18 protein-coding genes are annotated in these 21,597 nt (G+C 33.4%); all 18 read right to left on the bottom strand.

Annotation, left to right across the window (positions count from 1 at the left end; translation table 11 throughout):
* Positions 1-182: 182 nt before the first annotated feature.
* Entirely contained in the window at positions 183-941 is a 759-nt protein-coding gene (locus WMO38_RS13795; RefSeq protein WP_349163079.1) for a hypothetical protein, read from the bottom strand.
* Complete coding sequence (locus tag WMO38_RS13790; RefSeq protein ID WP_349163078.1) at positions 934-1,995, bottom strand: hypothetical protein; 1,062 nt, start codon at positions 1,993-1,995, stop codon at positions 934-936. Before WMO38_RS13790 ends, WMO38_RS13795 begins: the two co-directional genes overlap by 8 nt.
* Positions 1,992-3,155, bottom strand: a complete 1,164-nt coding sequence (locus WMO38_RS13785) for a hypothetical protein (RefSeq protein ID WP_349163077.1) — start codon at positions 3,153-3,155, stop codon at positions 1,992-1,994. The genes WMO38_RS13790 and WMO38_RS13785 overlap by 4 nt, the downstream gene beginning before the upstream one ends.
* Before the next feature lie 5 nt (positions 3,156-3,160).
* A complete protein-coding gene (locus WMO38_RS13780) occupies positions 3,161-4,033 on the bottom strand; it encodes an ABC transporter ATP-binding protein (protein ID WP_349163076.1) in 873 nt (290 codons plus the stop codon).
* 14 nt (positions 4,034-4,047) lie between these two features.
* On the bottom strand, positions 4,048-5,220 hold the full coding sequence (locus tag WMO38_RS13775) for a hypothetical protein (protein WP_349163075.1): 1,173 nt from the start codon (positions 5,218-5,220) through the stop codon (positions 4,048-4,050).
* Between the two features lie 50 nt (positions 5,221-5,270).
* Positions 5,271-6,314, bottom strand: a complete 1,044-nt coding sequence (locus WMO38_RS13770) for a hypothetical protein (protein WP_349163074.1) — start codon at positions 6,312-6,314, stop codon at positions 5,271-5,273.
* Entirely contained in the window at positions 6,295-6,957 is a 663-nt protein-coding gene (locus tag WMO38_RS13765; protein WP_349163073.1) for an ABC transporter ATP-binding protein, read from the bottom strand. The genes WMO38_RS13770 and WMO38_RS13765 overlap by 20 nt, the downstream gene beginning before the upstream one ends.
* 13 nt (positions 6,958-6,970) lie before the next feature.
* Complete coding sequence (locus WMO38_RS13760; RefSeq protein WP_349163072.1) at positions 6,971-8,068, bottom strand: ABC transporter permease; 1,098 nt, start codon at positions 8,066-8,068, stop codon at positions 6,971-6,973.
* Positions 8,069-8,076: 8 nt separating this feature from the next.
* Entirely contained in the window at positions 8,077-9,315 is a 1,239-nt protein-coding gene (locus tag WMO38_RS13755; protein WP_349163071.1) for an ABC transporter permease, read from the bottom strand.
* Positions 9,316-9,331: 16 nt separating this feature from the next.
* The gene (locus WMO38_RS13750) at positions 9,332-10,261 is read right to left on the bottom strand and encodes a hypothetical protein (RefSeq protein WP_349163070.1); all 930 of its coding nucleotides are present in this window, start codon (positions 10,259-10,261) and stop codon (positions 9,332-9,334) included.
* Between the two features lie 117 nt (positions 10,262-10,378).
* The gene (locus WMO38_RS13745) at positions 10,379-11,074 is read right to left on the bottom strand and encodes a LytR/AlgR family response regulator transcription factor (protein WP_349163069.1); all 696 of its coding nucleotides are present in this window, start codon (positions 11,072-11,074) and stop codon (positions 10,379-10,381) included.
* A gap of 293 nt (positions 11,075-11,367) precedes the next feature.
* A complete protein-coding gene (locus WMO38_RS13740) occupies positions 11,368-12,393 on the bottom strand; it encodes an aldo/keto reductase (protein ID WP_021867213.1) in 1,026 nt (341 codons plus the stop codon).
* A 25-nt stretch (positions 12,394-12,418) separates the two neighbouring features.
* Positions 12,419-13,270: a hypothetical protein gene (locus WMO38_RS13735; RefSeq protein WP_349163068.1), complete on the bottom strand. Its 852-nt coding sequence runs from the start codon at positions 13,268-13,270 to the stop codon at positions 12,419-12,421.
* A 74-nt stretch (positions 13,271-13,344) separates the two neighbouring features.
* A complete protein-coding gene (locus WMO38_RS13730) occupies positions 13,345-17,097 on the bottom strand; it encodes a phosphoribosylformylglycinamidine synthase (protein ID WP_349163067.1) in 3,753 nt (1,250 codons plus the stop codon).
* A 128-nt stretch (positions 17,098-17,225) separates the two neighbouring features.
* Positions 17,226-18,161, bottom strand: coding sequence for a M14 family metallopeptidase (locus WMO38_RS13725; RefSeq protein WP_021867210.1), 936 nt, complete (start codon positions 18,159-18,161; stop codon positions 17,226-17,228).
* Positions 18,162-18,164: 3 nt separating this feature from the next.
* Entirely contained in the window at positions 18,165-19,106 is a 942-nt protein-coding gene (locus WMO38_RS13720; protein WP_021867209.1) for a M14 family metallopeptidase, read from the bottom strand.
* Positions 19,107-19,146: 40 nt separating this feature from the next.
* Positions 19,147-20,559, bottom strand: coding sequence for a flagellar assembly protein A (locus tag WMO38_RS13715; protein WP_349163066.1), 1,413 nt, complete (start codon positions 20,557-20,559; stop codon positions 19,147-19,149).
* A gap of 15 nt (positions 20,560-20,574) precedes the next feature.
* Positions 20,575-21,537: a hypothetical protein gene (locus WMO38_RS13710; protein WP_349163065.1), complete on the bottom strand. Its 963-nt coding sequence runs from the start codon at positions 21,535-21,537 to the stop codon at positions 20,575-20,577.
* Between the last annotated feature and the right edge of the window lie 60 nt (positions 21,538-21,597).

Below are 21,597 nucleotides of genomic sequence, written 5' to 3'. Positions count from 1 at the left end.
CACAGCCTGTAAGACTCATCAGAATACCTGTAACAATAACAAATGATACTAATTTTTTCATAGAACCCCTCCTTTATTATTCTACACTCAAACATTACTTATAATTTCATTATATATGGCATTGTATTTATGTCAATACAATTTGCCCCAAATGCACTTTTTTTGCCCCAAATGTAATACTTTTAATATAAACTATATTTCATCCATTTATTTGTAAATATATCCTCATACATTACTCCCCCTTCTATTCCCCTTATCTTTTTTGCATATATATCATCAGCTTTATATGTCTTATAATCATTGACATTCATATAATACAATTCACCTATTCCATTTGTATAAAATATGCAATCATCAAAATTTGAGATAGCATTTACTTTCTCGGAAATTATGGTTTTTTCTGTTATACCATCATATATGGTTACTAACCCCTGTTTTCTTATTACTATTTTATTATTCATTATCAGAAAACCCATAATATAATTATCTGTTTTTGTTATTACATTATCATAATTATGAATTATATCTATTCCGAATAATTTGACTGATTCATCATAATTTTTAGATTTATATATAATTTTTTCCTCATATATATCAAGTGATTTCTCTACTATATAATTGACATTATCTTTGCTTTCCAAAAAATAAACAATATTTGATTCACTACTTCCAACAAGATTAGTAACTGACTTATTACCTTCATCTATTTCCGGTATTAGTTTATATTTCAAATCATTTTCTTTTTGATTAACATAATAATTTTTGTTTTTAGTAATAATATAATCCTTTGTCTCTACCGCTTCACTAATATCCGACGTACTCCAATATACCTGTCTTATATGCAATTCACAGGATTTGATTCTAATAAATGTACCTGTAAAAAAAGTAACAATCAATAAAACCGCCATTATAGATATTTTTATTTTCTTTGATTTATTCATAATTTATTTCCCTCATATAATGAATAACCATAATTACAATAAGACATATACATATTAAAAAAGCTGTCATCAATACATAAATATGTTCTGATGTCAACATAAACCCTTTTGTCTGCATCATAGATACAGGATACGGCATTTTATATACATCATTGGATTTTCCAAATATAAAATCCAATAACAATATACTAAAAAATGTCAATACAAATCCAAGATATGATTTTTTTGTAAGTTCTGTTAAAAAAGCTGCTATTATTTCCAGATAAAACAAAGCAAATAACCGAACCAAAAATAAAATCACAAATGCTCCCACTATCGTTAAATCATATTTAAAATTTTTCATAGAAGGAACACTCCTTATAGGAGCATTTGCAAATGTAAAATCAAAAAACACCGCCACTCCGGTAAACTCAGCAACTACTGAAATCATTTCAACTAAAAACGATACTATTATCAGACATACAATTTTAGATAACAAAATATAATTTTTTCCATAATGTGTAGTTTTTATAATTTCTTCAAGTCCGCGATAACCGAATTCCGATGAAAAAATCATTGTTCCCGCCAATATTGCTATTATTGCCAATACATAATCTATTTTTTGCAATCCAAATAATATCTGCCAGGCATTAGCTTTTATAAGCCAGCCTCCATTTGACTCATTTTTACAATAACTGTAGCTTTTATAAAACTGTTCAAATATTGTGCTTTGCTGAATTAATGGAAATGTTTCTTTTGTAATTTCCATGTATTCTTCCTGTAATAGTTCTCCATTCACTTTCTTTGACATCATATCATCATATTTATTCTGTGCATTTTGTATTTGAACCAGCATATTTTCTATTTCACTGTTTTTTTGACTGTCTAATTTTCCTCCCCACCTGCTGTAATATATATCCATATACATTTTTTGCCTGATATTTTCTTTATTGTGCTGAACTCCGGGACTTGTAACAACGCTTATTATTTTAAAAATAAAATAAACCATAAAAAGCACTATGCCTTTTTTCTGTACCATAAACTTATATAACTCATAACTAATACATCTAATCATATACGTTCCTTCTTCATGACTTTTCCCAATTCAGCCTCCAGCCACCACACTGCTGTATATACAGCTATAACAATCAATAATGCAAATATCATATTATAATTTGTTTTCAATATTGGTTTATTAAAAATTTTCACAATATCATATTCTTTAAGATATAGCTGTGGCGTTATCAGACACAATATATCTGTTTTGATTTTAATATTGTTGAAAATCACTAATACAATAATAAATATAACCGTCAATACGCTTGAAACAAAGTTTGTATCTGACATTGAAGACGCAAGAGCAACTAATGATGAAATCACAATAATCCCTGTAATTTTACATATAAATATATAAATACAAAACTGTAACATACTTACATTTAAAGGACACATTTTAAAAGTTCTTACAGAATATATTAAATTATCAAAACCATGTAAATTTGTCACGGTCATAAAAATAATAAAATCTTCAATATAAAAAAAACACGCAATTATTAATGAAACTATTACACCGGCAATAATTTTATTCCTTATAAGATGCGTTTTGCCCTTTGATGTACTTATAATAAGAACTGCCATTTTTTCTTCTCGTTCATTACAAAATATTCCACAATTGATAAATATAATCAGCATGATTATTATTAAATTTGAAAAGCTGTATTTAAAATATATATCCCAACCTCTTGTATCATAAAATTCATCTATATACCTGTTTGAAAATATGACAGAATAATTTTTATAATACTCAACAAAATATTTATTATTTTTTATTTCATATATTTTTTCACATTCATTCGCTTTTTTACATATATTTTCTGCCTCTGTTTTATATTCTACATTGTATTTAAATTCATCATATATCTCTTTAAATATATTATAATCAAGAAATATATATCCCGAATATGTAGTCTCATCATATTCTTTTGAATAATCACCGCTTTCTATTGTTTTTTTTAATCTTTCATATTCTGTGCTTATAAAATCAGCTTTATCCTGTGTTATCTTTCCTTCTATTTTTTTATATATATTTTTTTGACATTCCGACGCATTTTTATACTTTTTACTGTTTATTTTGTCAGCACTATTAAAACAATATATTCCGTTTATAAGCATTGACAATACTACAATTACATATACTATTCTTTTGCATACAAGTTTTTTAACTTCAAATTTCATTTAAGCTACTCTCCATAATAGTATAAAAAAGCATCTTCAAGTCCCGGCAACGACCTAACTGCGTTGTCGTCAGGTTTTTCATCTGATATAATTTTCAGTTCATATTTTTTATTATCTTCCACCATTCGTATGTTTGACACCATATATCTTACTATATACTCTTCTATTTTACTTTCATCTTCAACCTGTGTAATCCAAACATTTGTCTGCATTTTTCCCGGTAATTCAGAAAGCTTATTAATTAATACAGCATGCCTGTCTTTTATAAATATTGCCTTTGAAGCAATACATTCCACATCTGAAACTATATGTGTTGCTAATATCACTATTTTTGAACTACCAATCTGTGATATTATATTTCGGAATCTTATTCTTTCATTAGGGTCAAGTCCCGCAGTTGGTTCATCCAATATAAGAATATGTGGGTCATTAAGCAATGCCTGTGCTATACCGAGCCTCTGCCTCATGCCGCCTGAAAATGCACCAATCTTTTTATTTTTTTCTTCTCTTAAATTTACAAGTATAAGCAGCTCATTGATTTTATTTTTTAGTTCTTTTTTTTCAATTCCTTTTAAAGTTCCCATATATTCAAGAAACTGAGCCGCAGTAAAATTTTTATAAAATTGTGGCATCTGCGGTAAATAACCTATATAGTCATAATATGATTCTTTTAATTTTCTAACATTATGATTATCATATATAACCTCTCCTCTATCGGGTTTATATAATGCCATTATTATATTAATAAGTGTTGTTTTCCCAGCTCCGTTGGGTCCCAATAAAGCTGTCACACCATTCTCAAGTACAATATTTATATCCTGTAAAACCTTAGTTTTTCCATATGAAAAATCCACATTTTTTAAAATTAATTCTGCCAATCCCATTCCCTCTTTTAAAATTTATAAAAATATGCTTTTCTGATTCCTTCTTCAAAATATGAATATATAAATCCATTGTATTTTTCTGATATATTTATATTCTGTATTACAGCATTTTTATGTTTTTGTATATCTTTTTTGTATATAAACTTATTTTCCTTTATATCATAAATAATAAATGTTGTTGTATCTTTGTCTTTAATATTATTCAAATCACTAAACAGAATATATTTACCATTTTCAGAAACAACAGACGTATATTTCATAATCCATTTATTATCTTCCATATTCAAGACTTCATTTTCCAAATTAACCGAACATAAACTTCTGACTTCATTTACCGTTATAGGATTTTCTAACGGATTTATCACATTTTTTATAATTAATCCACCATTATATGTAAATACCTCACTTGAATTATAATCAAATATTATTTCTTTTACATTACCTTGATTGTCAATCTGTCCATACAATCCATGAGTCTGTTGTCCTTTCCCGGTATTTTCAGCTAAACCATTCCCATTAAACGAATAACCGCTTTCACCATGTACAATATTATTTATAACACTTATATTTAACGTATTCATTTCTGCAATAATTTCATCTTGACCTGTTTCTATATTATATTTTCTTATTTGTTTTTCATCATCGCATAAATAATAATACAAATATTTGCTTTCATAATTATTGGTATTTGATATATTCTTTTTTTCATTTACATCATATGTTCCAAGTACACTTTTTTTAATACTGCCGTCTTCCTGCAACTCGTAAACACTTCTCTCATATGTATTATCATAATAATCTCTTGATTCAATAAGTACATCCGTTGCAATACCCTTATCACACTGCCATATACTGTTTACTCTTCCAATTTTACACACATTTTCCTGACTAAATTCAGCCCCTTCAAAATTAATCGGATATATCTCATAGCCACTGTTTTTATTCTCTATTACAATCATTCCTGCGTCAAAAAAGACCTTATATCTTATTATATTATTGTTTTCTACAGCAAATAGTTTTGATATATCATATATATTATTATCAATTTGTGTATAACTATTTTTTATAACCTCTGGAATATTTGCATTTCTTTCCTCATTTGACACCTGATTATTATTTTTTCCACCACATCCCACTAGTAAAATCATAAATAAACATATACCTGCAATTACTTTTTTCATAAATACCCCCACATCTGTTGTTATATAAAATAGTCATACTATTTAGATGCTTACTTATATCCGAACGTACACACCCTTATTCTCTGACTTAAATTCTTTTTATTTCCAGATTCCGGAACTGCTACAAAGAATAAGCTGTTATATTCACCTAATTTATATTTATTCTTATCTAATTTAGTCAGGTCAACATCAAATGCTTTTTTTGTTATGTATCTTCCTCTCTGAATTTGAAAAATAGCATTAAATATATCTTTTTCCAATACTACCCCATTTATATATGCCGTTATATTATAATAATCGTTATTACCTCCACAACCTTCAATTACAAAATTCAACACTCCATTATCTGTTTTTATGTAATTTTGTATTTCCTCATCGTTATTATTTTTCATTACAAAATCTGCTGTATCCAACGTATTCCTGTATTTTCCGTATTTATCATAAACTTTAGAATCATACTCTTCTTGTGTCATTTCTTTACATAATACAATATTTTTTTCTGTACCACCTTTATTTTTACTCTCTACATTCATATGTATATTAATCGGATATACCTGATTCATATTTGTATCATGAGCATATACAAAGCTTTCTTTATCAGGAACTGTATCAGGATTTATCACAAATAAAAATCTTAATGACAAATCATCCCCTTCATTACCTATATCCGGAACAAATTTTATCTCGTTTATTTTTTTTTCGCCGGCTTTTACATCATATATATGATTAATTCCTTCTTCTTTTGTTGAACAATCCTCATAGCTTTGTATTCTTCCGTCTGCAAACAAATATATTCCAATTTTAATATCCATACTGCAATTCACAAAACTATGTAAACTTACAGGTTCACCGTTATATTCCAATATAAAATCATTTTGCTTAACCTCTTCAATCCCATAACTAATATTAAAATCTGTACTCTTTCTATTATCCGACATTTCAATTTCCGAATTATTATCAGATTCGCCTTTTCCGTTTTCATTTCCAACTTTCGGACCACAGCCTGAAATTAAACAAACAATCAAAATCAAATATATGACTATAATTTTTTGCTCCACAACTATTCCCCCATATTTATCTTTTAATTTTCCCATCGCATATTTCAATAATTCTTTCCGTCTGATTTGCTATATTAATATCGTGCGTTACAATTATTACCGTAGTTCCTCTTTTATTAATTTCTTTTAAAAGTTCCATTACTTCTCTTCCTGTTGCCTGATCCAACGCACCTGTCGGCTCATCGGCAAGAAGAATATTACAACCCGACACCAACGCTCTGGCAATCGCAACTCTCTGTCTTTGACCTCCAGACATTTTCGAGGGAATATGGTCCTTTACTTCCTCTATTCCAAGTAATTTCAGTTGTTCATTAACTAACCTTTTTCTTTCACTTCTCTTTATATTTTTTATTATTAAAGGCAATTCTATATTTTCATATGCCGTATAATAATCCATCAATGCAAAATGTTGAAATACAAAGCCTATTTTTTCCTTTCTTATATCCTCTATCTGACTCTTTGTTTTTAACGTAATATCCGTATCGTCAAGATAATATCTGCCTTTTGTTGGTATATCCATACAACCGATTATATTAAGAAGTGTTGATTTTCCCGAACCGGACGGACCTGTAACAGCAACAAATTCACCATCTTTTATCTCCAGACATATATTATTCAATGCTATTTTCTTTTCGTAATCTTCACCATATATTTTAATAACATTTTCAAGTCTAATCATAAATCCTCCATGTTTAAATCTGCTGTGCGGGATTCATATGAAAAATCTTATACACAGGATATATAAGCGATGCCACGACAGTTACAATAATTGCAGCTATTACTGTCAAAACCGTTATAAATGAAATTTTAATATCTATAAAAGCCGAGCCTACAAATACTTTCGATAAAATATTCAATAACAAAAACATAATCAAAGAAATACCGCTTAACTCTGTAATATTAATAAACATTTCCATAATTATTTTTGAATTTTTCATTCCGAGTGCTTTCTTTATAGCAAATTCTTTTCTTCTCTGTATTATCCAGAATTCCGATATAATCATACTATTTAAAACACAAAAAATATATGTTATTACATTCACTTGCATGTTTTCTTTTGCCATTGACTTTTCCAACGTACTCTCACCATTTGAAATAAGTTTTTTTGCTTTTATTACACTATCCTGATCTATGCTTTTTATATTTCCGTAAACCGTCTTATATGTATCATCAAGTTCATAGCTGTTACTTCCAAGTTCCACTGTATATGACATCTTTTTCATAAGACTGTTTAGTGTCTTATCTCCGAGGCAGGCAATATTCAAAACGACCTTATTATCCCAATAATCAGATTTGTCACTGCCCAATATCCCTGATATTTCATACCTGTCACCTTCAATTACAAGATACTTTTTACCGTTCTCCACTGTTGCAAATTTTGCTTTATTTCTTCCTACAGCAACTTCAAGCCTTCCGTTTTTCGCATTTTCTCCCGGAAGCCTTCCTGATTCCAGCTTATAATTCATTTGCTCATTCGACATAATTATTATTTCAGAACGTACAGAAGTTCCAAGTTCCTGTATTCCCAATGCTAATTTCCCCGAAATCACAGCATTTCCTGTATTGGTGCTGTCAGCAAAAAAAGACATAAAATCCACTTTTTTAGACATATTAATCTCAAGTTCTATTCTATTTTTATAAACAGCATTTATACGGTCTTTTTCTTTATCATATGCCCTGTTGTAAACAGCTAATGCCCCAAAAATTGTAATATAAATAATAAGTTGTCCTATAATAAAAAAAATCGAAGTAAGTTTATAACGAAATATTTTCCTGAAAATTTTTCTCATACTGCCACCTAATCTCTTTCAAAAATCATATCAACAGGTGTCATTCTACTGATTATTATTGCAGGCATTACAGATGTTATTAGCGTCATAAATATAATCATAACCAATATAAGAATCGGCACAAAATACATGTGTCCCGCAATATTATTTAGGCGAAAAACACCTGTTACAAGCTGAGAATCTGCCGGATTGATTTTTCCGAAAATTTGTTTTTGTCTTAAAAGCCATGATGCAACCGATGATGAAATAAATAAAAATCCGTTATAAAATACAGTCATTTTTATAATTTCTTTCTTTTTCATTCCACATACAACCATTGTTCCGTAACTTTTTTTATCAAGCATACAATGGACAACACAAGACACACTCATTGACAATGTCGCAAGAATTACAAACATTACCGTAGCCGTTATATTTTTATTATTTGACAATCCGTTTTCTTCTATTTTATTTTGTATGTTTTCCCCAATATTTACAATTAATGCAGTTATTGAATTTTCTGAAGCAAATGCTTTTATTTTATCATATACAATGTCCTTATTATAATCGCTTACCAAAAAGTAATATTCATATGATGTATCTGCAACTTTTGATGTATCATATAATTCATAATTATCTGTAATTATAATTCCTGAATTTTCAAGAGTATATATATCTTCACCTGTCGAAACATCAAATAATCTTCCTCTCTTAGGCCACATTGCATCTTTTTGCAGAAATCCTACAACAATACATTTATCATTTTTATATATAGATGCACTAAATATATCACCTATATTAACTTTATTTTTATAATTATATCCAAGCAGCATGCACTGATAACCCTGCGGCACATTCTGCATTGCCTCTTTTAATTTATTGCTCAATTTTAAATTACCGATTTGTTGTATTTTTGTGTCTGCAATAACAACAGGAATTCTCAAATCATTATCTAAACCTTGTGCCACTCCTTCCGAAAAATATCCGCTTTTCTCAACTTCATCAAGCTTTTCCACATACTCGGTTAATTTCCTGCCATCCTCATATGTTGCATCAGTTCCTCCTGCACATACATAATTAATATTATTTATATCACTGGAAAACATTTTTGTCGTTTCATTTATTGCATATTTTGTACCAAAATATGAAGTTGCAACTATATCAACCATATAAAAAGAAATAAAATTAATACAAAAAAGCATTACCGTCACAAACAGTTTCTTTGTAATACTCCTGTATACAAGTCTTATAATATTATTTACATGCAATCACATCACCCCGCTTTTAATTCAGTAACCGCTCAATATTTTCCTTCTTCCATGTATTATAAGAATCACTGTCATTTATTGTATATGTCATAAAAGAACTTATTTTAAATATACATTCTATTGATTTGTCAAATTCATATACAAGATAATATTGTGCATAATTATCATTGTCAGGAATTTCCGTATAATCTATATAATAAACTCCTGTTTTGGAAATCTTTTTTGATAACAGCTCATCACACCCTGTTAAATTCCCCGATTCAATCTTTTTGTCAAATTCACTCATCTGATTATATGAAAACATCTTGGTATCACCAACTTCAGAATTCCACTTTGATACGGGAACACCATACACTTTTACTATCAAGCCGGGAACTTCACTCAAAAAATCTTCATATAATGCAAAAGATACAGCCTGAACATCTACTTTCGGTGCAGTATATTCTGTTATCTGGTTCAAATCTGTATTGTTGTCACTTAACACTTTATAATATTGTTTAACAGGTCTTATATATCGCAATTCATTTTTGGGATTTACTCTTGTCGAATCATACTCATTCAATCCAAGATTTGGCTGAAATGAACAATTCACATTATCACTCCAGACTTTTTGTTCAGTTGCAATACACCCATTCGGCATATCGGCATTTATTATCTTATTAATATTAAAATCCACATCTATGCTGTCTTCCCAATATGATACGCCTTTTAATTTATTTTCTATGTAAGGTGCATATACATATACTTTTTTACCGTTTGCCTCCGATTCAATAACTTTCCAACCATCAATAACTTTAATGCCTTCTTTTATTTCCTTTGCTTCAACACTTGTCGTCTCATATTCAGGCTCCGTTAATTGTTCATCAACATCCTTATTTTTATCTTGACCACATGAAATCAAAAATAATAACAATATTGAAAATACCAATAATATTTTTCTCTTCATAAAAACCCTCCCTCAATTCTACACTCAAACATTACTTATAATTTCATTATATATGCCATTGTATTTATGTCAATACAACTTGCCCCAACTGCACTTTTTTTGCCCCAAATGCAAACATTAATTTTTGTTTGACCGTAAACTGTTTAATCTCTGAATAACCGTTTGTTTTTTCTGCCTGCTTAAAGGAACTCTTTGCCCGTTATTTAATATAACCTCATTTCTGATTATATCTTCTATCCAAAGATAATTTACAATGTAACTTTTATGTACCCTGATAAAACCTTTCGCCTCCAAAGTTTTTTCAAGAATTTCTAATGTAGCTTTTATACGAACCTCTTTATCTTCCAGTTTTATTTTCAATTCGTGACGAAATACTTCAAACATCACTATATCTTTTATATTAAATCTTAGCGGTTTTCTCTCTCCCAGAATCTTAAAATTAATATATTGCAGTTCCTCTTCACTTTTTTCTTTTAAAACTGCAATTACCTCTTTAATATCTTCCTCCAAGTGTTCTTTTCTTATGAATCGATACGGATTATATTTCATAACTTCAACTACTGCATCCAGTTTTGATAATATAAATATCATCTTTGTAAATGTATATTTTTCTCTTATGCATCTTGCCATATCAATACCATTTATATCCGGCATATCCATGTACAGAAACACGCAATCATATACTTTGTCTGATTGCATAAGCAATTTACTGTCTGTATAAATATCCACATCAACACTACCAAGTTTCTCCTCTATCTTTAATTTAATAATTGACGCAAATTCTTTATCAATATCGCATATCGCTATATTCATATGTACCCCCTTATATTTCATAAAATATATTTTAAAATCCCCCTCCATATTTGTACCATATCACATATAATTTTTATGTGCAATAGCCTTGTAACGAACGGTACTGCATTTGCAACCAAAGGTATATAATTTTACATTTATAAACTTCTTATGATATTTATTATATATCATAGATATTTTAAATCATATAATAGCATCATAATGTTTCTGCTTTTTCTCATCACTGCAATACAAAAAAAGACGCGGAAATTTCCGCGTCATGAATACTCATATTTTCTATATTTCAGCTACATTCAAATCTTCTTTCCGGCAAGAACCTCTTTATAATCCTTGTAATTTTCTTCAAGAAGTGTTGGTGTATCAAGACCGTAAGGACAGTGTGCCGAACATTGTCCACAATGTATACAGTCTTCTATTTTTTTCATCTTTGCCTGAACCGCTTCTGTAAGCTGAAGCTCTGATGGTGAACGGCGAAGAAGAAGTGACATTCTTGCACAGTTGTTAATTTCAATGTGAGCCGGACATGTCGGAACACAGTATCCGCAGCCCCGGCAGAAATTACCGGCAAGCTCTTTCTTATCTTTTTCTATAACCGCACGAATCTCATCGTCCATAACAGGCGGATTATCTATATAACTTATAAATTCCTCAAGTTCTGACTTTCTCTGTACACCCCATATAGGAAGAACATTATCATATTCTGCCTGATATGCGTATGCCGCTTTTGAATTGGTTATAAGCCCTCCCGAAAGTGCTTTCATAGCAATAAATCCCATATTTTTACTGCGACAGACTTCTACCAGCTCATGTTCTTTTTCTGTTGCAAGATAATTAAACGGAAATTGCAATGTCTCATATAAGCCTGATTCTATAGCTTCATTTGCAACATTAAGCCTGTGGTTTGTAATTCCTATATGTCGGATTTTCCCCTGTGCCTTTGCTTCAAGCATAGCCTCATAAAGTCCTGTTCCGTCTCCCGGCTTAGGACAAAATGACGGATTGTGGAACTGATAAATATCAATATAATCCGTTTTTAAATTATTAAGACTTGTATTTAAATCTTTCCAGAAATCATCAGAATTCTGTGCTGCTGTCTTTGTTGCAATATAAATATTTTCACGCACATCTCCAAGTGCTTCTCCGATTTTGGTTTCACTGTCAGTATAAAATCTTGCCGTATCAAAAAAATTAATTCCCGCATTATATGCCATTTTAAGAAGTTCTCCGGCATCTTCATGGCTTATTCTCTGAATCGGCAATGCCCCGAAACCGTTTTTATTAACCTTAATTTCTGTGCTTCCCAATACAACTTCTGTCATATTAATTTCCTCCTACCTGTAATTTTTAATTATTATTTTTCTTTATAACCTGTGCCACAACAATCATAACAACACCGGCTGCCACACAGATGCCACTGAACAGATACCAGCCATTCATTGAAAAACCAACTGTTCTTCCCACCATCCTGTTACTGAGCCTCATTCCGACATTTACAAACATTTTAGACAGAATAAATAATACAAGGCCTCCTGCTGTCGTTCCAAGTCCCAGACCTCTTATAACTCCTGCTTTTTCTTTGTATGCCGCAAATATCAAAAGTGCGTTAATAACTGTAAGGATTATACATATCACATGAGCTGCAACAGATGTAAACATTACATATATTTTAATAATCATACGCTGCTTTGTGCTCATTCCATCCACAACTCCAGCCGTATAATACGACACTGCTTCTGTAACTTTCAATGAAACAGACTGTTTTACAGCGTTATATAATGTGGCTGCAATGCCGCTTATATTATTTGCTTCATCTCCAAAAACCTTACTTACAAGATTATCCGTAAATGAAGAGACTGCATTATTCATCTCTGATGTCTGCGTTTCACTAAGCATTTCCTCAAGAGTCTTATCCTTATTTTTATTGGATGATGCAACCTTTATTGCAGCATCAACATACATATCAGCTATTTTCCTTAAATCTTTGTCATTTTCAAGATAATCAAACACTTTATCAAGCTCATCGCCTTTGAGATTAGGATATACTGACGCAATCGCATCTGTTATCTTATCCTCACTTTTGTATACAACTATATCCGATATTGCTGCCTTACATGTACTCCCCATAAGAAACGACACACCTGTAATTGCAAGCATCAGACAATATAAGCACAGAACAAATCCTCTTAAAACCTTCATAAATCTTCCTTCCTTTGCGAAGCAAAATCCCTGAAAACCAGGCATATTATACCAGATTTTCAGGGATAATAATCTTACTTAAAATATGCTACGCCTGATTCAAATATTCTCAAATCCTGCTCACCATAAATGTTAATTGCAACGCCATCACCGCGTCTTTCTGAATGTGCCATCTTACCTAAACATCTTCCGTCAGGACTTGTGATACCTTCAATAGCCATATATGAACCATTGACATTCCACTCCTCATCCATTGAAATATTGCCGTTGATGTCACAATACTGTGTTGCAACCTGTCCGTTTGCAAATAATTTGTCAAGCCATTCCTTAGGTGCAACAAATCTTCCTTCACCGTGTGAAGCAGGATTGCAATAAACACCGCCAAGCTCAGCACCTGCAAGCCATGGGCTTAAATTACTTACAACCTTTGTATATACCATCTTAGATATATGACGGTTGATTGTATTAAATGTAAGTGTAGGTGACTGCTCATTCTGACCTGTAATTGCTCCGTTTGGAACAAGTCCAAGCTTGATAAGTGCCTGGAAACCGTTACAGATACCAAGTGCAAGACCGTCACGCTCATTGAGAAGTTTCTCAACTGCTTCTTTCATCTTTGCATTTCTGAATGCAGTGGCAAAGAACTTAGCTGAACCATCAGGCTCATCACCTGCTGAGAATCCACCAGGGAACATAATAATCTGTGACTGTGCGATTGCTTTCTCAAACTCATCAACAGACTCTCTGATACCTGCCGCATCAAGGTTTTTAAATACCTTTACAATAACATCTGCTCCAGCTCTTTCAAATGCCTTTGTGCTGTCATACTCACAGTTTGTACCCGGGAATACCGGAATAAATACTGTAGGCTTTGCAACCTTATTCTTGCATACATGTACATTTTCAGCATTAAAAAGCTTTGTCTCAATAGAAGTTGTCTCCTTTGAAACCTTTGTAGGGAATACCTTTTCAAGCTTGTCTTCCCATACACTTAATGCCTCTTCTACATTGATTGAAACTTCCTTATATGTAAATGCAGCTTTTTCTTTAACTTCACCAAGCTTTGTATAAGCTGTCTTAATATTATCAAGCTTATCCTTTGCAACCTCGGCAACTATACATCCATATGCAGGTGCAAATAATGATTCTTCTTTCAAATCACTGTTTAATGCAAATCCAAGCTTGTTACCGAATGCCATCTTGCAGAGTGCAGGAACAAAACCATTTGCATCACATACATAAGCAGATACGATTGTACCATTTTCAGTAAGTTCATGGATACTGTTGTAGAGTGCCTTAACCTGTTCAAATACAGGAATATCATATTCATCATGTTCTATATCAAACTTAACAAGAACATTTTCCGGAGTCTTTAATTCAGGTGTGATAATGTCACCTTCTTTTGCCACATCTATAGCAAATGAACAAAGTGTTGGCGGAACATCTATCTCTTCAAATGTACCTGACATACTATCTTTACCGCCGATTGATGGAAGTCCAAATCCAAGCTGTGCCTCATAAGCACCGAGAAGTGCTGCAAATGGCTGGCTCCAACGTGATGGGTCTTCTGTCATTCTTCTGAAATATTCCTGGAAAGTAAATCTTATCTTGTTAAAATCACCGCCTGCCGCAACAATCTTTGCAACTGAATCTGTAACAGCATATATAGCACCGTGATATGGACTCCACTTAGAAAGATAAGGGTCAAATCCATAAGACATCATTGTAACTGTATCGCACTTTCCTTTAAGTACAGGAAGCTTTGCTACCATTGCCTGTGTCTCTGTAAGCTGATACTTGCCGCCAAATGGCATGTATACAGAACCGGCTCCGATTGAACCATCAAATCTTTCAACAAGACCTTTCTGTGAACACTCGTTAAGGTCAGAAAGAACTTTTAACCACTTGCCTCTTACATCTTCTATCTTTGAAGACTTAAGATATGAATCTTCTTTTGAAGGAATATCAACAAGAACAGATGTCTCCTGATGAGCACCGTTTGTATCAAGGAAAGCTCTTGAAATATTAACTATCTCTTTGCCTCTCCACTCAAGTACAAGTCTTGGTTCTTCTGTTACAGTTGCAACTTCAACTGCCTCAAGGTTTTCTTCTGCCGCATAATTAAGAAATGCTCTAACATCCTTAGGGTCAATTACAACAGCCATTCTTTCCTGTGATTCAGAAATGGCAAGCTCTGTTCCATCAAGACCTTCATACTTTTTAGGAACCTTATCAAGTGAAACTCTGAGTCCGGCAGCAAGCTCTCCGATTGCAACCGAAACGCCACCTGCACCAAAATCGTTACATTTCTTAATAAGCTTTGTAACTTCAGGTCTTCTGAAAAGTCTCTGCATCTTACGCTCTGTAGGTGCATTACCTTTCTGTACCTCTGCTCCACATGTTTCGATAGACTTTTCTGTATGAACTTTAGATGAACCTGTAGCACCGCCACAGCCGTCACGTCCTGTACGTCCACCGAGAAGAATTATAATATCACCCGGATCTGAATTTTCTCTCTTTACGGCACTTCTTGGAGCTGCCGCAATAACTGCACCGATTTCCATTCTCTTAGCTACATAGTCAGGATGATAAATCTCTTTTACATAACCTGTTGCAAGACCAATCTGGTTACCATATGAACTGTAACCATGTGCTGCACCTGTTACAAGCTTTTTCTGAGGAAGCTTGCCGTGAAGTGTCTCTGACATAGGCTTTGTAGGATCTGCTGCACCTGTTACACGCATTGCCTGATATACATATGTACGTCCTGACAATGGATCTCTTATAGCACCGCCAAGACATGTTGCAGCACCACCAAATGGTTCAATTTCTGTAGGATGATTATGTGTTTCATTCTTGAAATTAACAAGCCACTCTTCTTCCTTGCCATCTATAGTTACAGGAACTACTATACTGCATGCATTAATTTCATCTGATTCTTCCTGGTCGTTAAGCTTGCCTTCTGCCTTTAACTTCTTCATTGCCATAAGGGCAAGATCCATAAGGCATACAAACTTATCTTTTCTTCCCTTATAAATCTCTGCTCTGTCAGAAAGATACTTCTTATATGTATCTTCCATAGGCTTTCTGTAAAAACCATCTTTGAACTTAACATCTTTAAGTTCTGTCGCAAATGTTGTATGACGGCAGTGGTCTGACCAATATGTATCAAGCACTCTTATCTCCGTCATAGAAGGGTCTCTTTTTTCTTCGTTCTTAAAATATTCCTGTATAAAGATGAAATCTTTAAATGTCATGGCAAGGCCAAGTGAATCATATAACTCCTTCAAATCTGCCTCTGCCATATCTTTAAATCCGTCAAAAATAATTACATCAGCAGGAACCTTGAATTCTGTAACGAGTGTATCAGGTATCTTGCTGTCAGCTTCTCTTGAATCAACAGGGTTAATGCAGAGTTCTTTAATCTTTTCTTTCTGCTCATCTGTCAATGTTCCACTGATTACATAAGTTGTAGCTGTCTTAATGACCGGTATTTCATTTTCATTAAAAAACTTTACACACTGTTCTGCTGAATCCGCTCTCTGGTCAAACTGTCCAGGAAGGTACTCAACCGAGAATACATAATCATCATTGCCTGATTCAAACTGCATCTCATATACATCATCTACCGGTGGTTCTGAAAATACAGTTGTAAGTGCTTTCTTATAAGTGTCATCTGACAGATTTTCAATATCATATCTTATAAGAACTCTTACACCGGTAACAGTCTTAATACCGAGATAATCTGTTATCTCATCATAAAGTTCCTTTGCTTTAACAGCATACGGTTTCTTCTTTTCAACAAAAACTCTCTTAACGCCGCTCATCATAATCCTCCTGCTAACCTTTGTATGATTAGAATATTTATTGCCGGATAACCGATACAATAATAAAATTTATATTAACACATTTATTTGTATTTAACAATCCCACCATTAGTTAGAAATATCAGATTTTATTCATGCATTCTTCGTATAATTTTGTATACTACCTGATTTCCCATAACTGTAGGTGCTGTATGTGCAAAAAATACAATTCCGTCTGTCTGTGATACAATCTGCGACTTCACAAAACCCTCAAACGGATCTATTACTTCACCTATTATATCTCCGTGGAATACCGGATCCCCCGGTGATTTCAGTCTCCTGTAAAAACCACCGTCATAAGTCTTTACAGCAAGAAGCTCATGCTCGTTAATCACGCTTGCTATATAGCCGCTGTGATTATTATATTTTAAAATTCCCATTCTTGTAAGGAATCTAAGAACAGACGATACTGCCTGTCTTGCCGATTTATCATCAATCGTGTCCGTCGCATTGGTATATATCGAAAAGGCATTAGTTCCGTTCATCTGCCAGCTGTAATTAAGCGTAGCCGTATCCATTGGCTTAGGCTTTCTGATAACAACATATTGCAAGCCGAAAAGATTTGCAAGACTTGCACTCTGATACCCCGTCTCCATCATCCTTACATGCGGAATAAAATCACCCGGCATATAAAAGCTTGCAAACTGAATACCGTAATTGTATCCTTTAACATTCTCAAACAATGCTGCAGCAATCTGTTTTGTCGTATCGCCCTGTGCATCTCCCGGAAATGTTCTGTTAATATCAATATTGTCAATAGCCCAGAATCTTTTTCCTACATTCATCGAATATTTATTTACCGACGGAATCACAAGAATCTCATGATTATGTGTAATCGAACCATGTGCCTCAAGTTCTTTTAATGCATTAATAAGAAGAGAACAGATATAGAGCTGCTGCATCTCATTGCCACGCATTGCACCCACTATACATGCTGATTTCTCTCCGCCCCCGAATCTGTATCCTTCTATCTCAAAATCTTCCCTGTATAATCCTTTTAATGTATATAAAACTTCTTTTCTCAAATCTTACTCCTGCTTTCTTCCACCATATACACGGGCAATTAATGCTCCCTTGTAAACAACCGGGTGTTCCCTTAACGAAAATATTATGCCATCAGTAGGCGACTCTATTCGCTGGATTACTTTTCCAGTTATAGGTTCTATAATATCTCCTATATGTGTTCCCATTCCTATCGTTCCCATAGAATTAATGGATGAAACAAATATTCCGCTTCCCGCAGCAGATATGAAACTCACCTGTCCTTCCGTTGAAACTATAGAATTCCTGACATTTACAGGTGCATCATCCCATACTTCAAGCTCTGTCATCAGATTAAATATACCTTCAATAAGCTGCTGACAGTATTCATTATTAATTCTGTGTCCAACTCCCATCTCAGCAACAAGTGTCGGAACTCCCATATTATTAAGGCTGTATGCAAGTGTTGCATCAAGAACTGTCTTAGAAGAATATATCCATATAAAATCAGCATTCAGCTTTTTTGCATATGGCAGAAGCTTATCTTTATTTTCCTCTGTCATTCTAAGCTGTGGCATTTCTTTTAAGAATATATTGCTTGAATGAATATCAAGGCAGAAATCACTGCCTATAATATCATCAATCAGACCGGCAGCAGTATATTCAGCTACTGCACCATTATTATCTCCCGGAAAGACTCTATTCATATCAAGGTCAAACATCGGAATTCCTCTTGAACCCATATCAATTCCCAACGGATTAACATCCGGATATATATCAACTATTCCTTTTAGTTTTTCCGGATACATCTGTATCTTTTTTATTATCTCATAGCAGATATACTGCCCGTCAAGCTCATCACCATGAGTGCCTGTAACTATAGAAATCCTCTTTTCTTTTCCTGTCATATTTTCAGGCTCAAGACGGTTCTTTTTTATAACAAGCCTTTCATGTACCGGCAAATCTACTGAAACCACTTCCTGTATCATATAAACTCCAATTCTGCTGCCGTAAAGCGGCAGTTAATCTTTACTCATCATCGCCCAGTTCAATAATTCTCATTGCATCCCCGCCTCTTCTTAGACGGATATGGTTTCTTTCCGTCTGGGCATCATATATAACATTTTCCGCATAAATCCTCACACCAGGATATAATGTCTTATAAACTGTTACTCCCGAAACTGTCGCTTCTTTTATGAGGTCAAAAAGCTGCTTATTTTCTTCCTGAAGTTTGGCTTTCTGCGAATTTTTTATTATCTTTGACTGTATAATTTTATTATAATTTTCCCTGTCAAATCTTTCCGGTGCGGCTTCACGCAGCCTTTCATACTTATGTGTTACAATCTCAAGCGTATCTATCTCAGCTGTAATTTCTTTTAACTTCACAAGCGTATCCTGATAATCTTTATGTACCTGCTTTGCAGCACCTATTCTTACAATCGTAGAAACATTTGACGAGTTACCGATTGATGCTGACTCAACACCAAGCATTCCTGTTACATCACCACCATATATGACGCCTTTGCTCCCCGAAACAATAACCTTTCCTTTTGCTGATATTTCACAGTTAAGAATCGAATTAGAATATACATTGCCATCACAGTAAACACGCAGATTTTCAAGAAAGCTCGCTGTGACATTGCCTTTTGCCTCTATCTTGGCAACGCCTTTTCCGTTAGAGCCTTTCTTTAAAATAATATCTTTATCCGCTTTTATGACAGCACCTTCAACAAAGCCGCCAACCGTAACATTTCCTTTTGCAGTAACAGAAACCCCACTTATAACATTGCCGCTTATTTCAACATCACCGTTAAAATCAACATTACCTATATTAAGATCAACATCACCTTCTATCTGCAAAACCCCAATAACATTAAGGTCCGTATTCCTGTATTCAACTTTTCCGTCAATAGCTGAATAATATGTATTGCCATCCTCCGATACGGTAAATCCTTTTCCTCTTAACTTTGTCTTAGGTTTGCCCGGTTTTGGCACAAGAAGCTTACCCCTTACGTCATATCCAAACACACCTTTTGTAGGAGGTATATATTCTGCAAGCTTGTCTCCTTCGCTCACAAGTTCATAAAGTCTCAGATTATAATAATCGACCGAACCATCTTCACGTATTACCGGCTTGTTACTGACATCTGTATTAAAAAATAATTGATATCTTGCATCTTCACCGTCTTCAACATGTTTTCCTTCTGCCACTGTTTCCATACTGTTATATCTTTTTTCCGATAAAATTCTGTGGATAAGTTCATCATTGATTCCCATTTTTACACCGGCATCTGCCAGTGCTTTTTTAACATCTTCATAACCATAGCAGATTTCCGTTCCCGGATTTTTAAGGCAGATATATGCAGTCATACAGTCATCAGCAATAGATACCAGGATGTCTTTATTTAATTGTTCAAGTGAATCTTTACTTGTATTATCCATACCTGCCACCACCTTTTACTTTAAACTCCGTCTTATCTTGCACATCTGCTCTGCACTTAAATTCTTATCAAGAATAGGCGAGACATCAAGATTATCCTCAAGACCAAGCCTTATCTGTCTCATCTGTTCTGCACTGTAATCTGTATCCGCATACAGGCTTACATCGAGTCCTTTTTCAAGTCCAGCAAGAATCTCTTTTGACTGATTCTCATCCGGCTGTCTCGGTGCTTCAGGAACCTTACCCTCACGCCAGTCTTTTATCTGGAGTGCCTCAACAAATGGGTCACCGTATTCCTCAACATCAAGCCCGTCTTTTAATGCCAGCCTTATCTGTTCCATCTGTGTTGATGAAAATCCCGTCATTGAGTATTTTGAAACATCCACTTTTTGTTCAAGTCCAAGCCTTATCTGCTTCATCTGTTCCCCGTTATATTCATGATACAGATACTTATTAACATCAACACAGTGCATAAGGCCAAGCCTTATCTCATTAAGCTGATATTCGTCATATCCTTCCTGAACATAAAAATCAATATTGACATCCGCTTGTGCTGCAAGCCTTATCTGCTTCAGCACCCCGCTGTCACAGCCTTCATCAGCAAATTTTAATATACGCTTCTGATAATCTCCTGCCATTCTTATTTCACGCATAACTGAAAAATCAAACAGCGGATTACATAACTGTGCGACATCCATTCCGTCTTTTATTGCACTCTTAATCTCTTCCATCTGGATATAATCATATTCAGGCTTTGCGAATGCCTCAACATCCATTCCATCCTCAAGTGCAAGTCTTATAGACTTCATCTGTGCCGCATCAAATTCAGGCGAAGCATATTTTAAAACATCAACATGGGACTGTATTCCTTTCTGAATCTCTATTGACTGGAATCTGTCAAAGTTCATCTTTTCAAGTTCCTGTTTGTAAGTGCCGTCTTCTATGGCTCTTTTAACTTTTTCTCTAAACTTATCATCCATACAGTTACCATCCCTTTCACCGTATATCTTACTTATGATTATACATTACAATGCATCATA

The organism is Lachnospira hominis (ex Hitch et al. 2025) (assembly GCF_040096395.1).
GTDB lineage: Bacteria > Bacillota > Clostridia > Lachnospirales > Lachnospiraceae > Lachnospira > Lachnospira hominis.
Note: the sequence above shows the minus strand (reverse complement) of the source record. Positions and strands in the feature narration are given on the sequence as shown.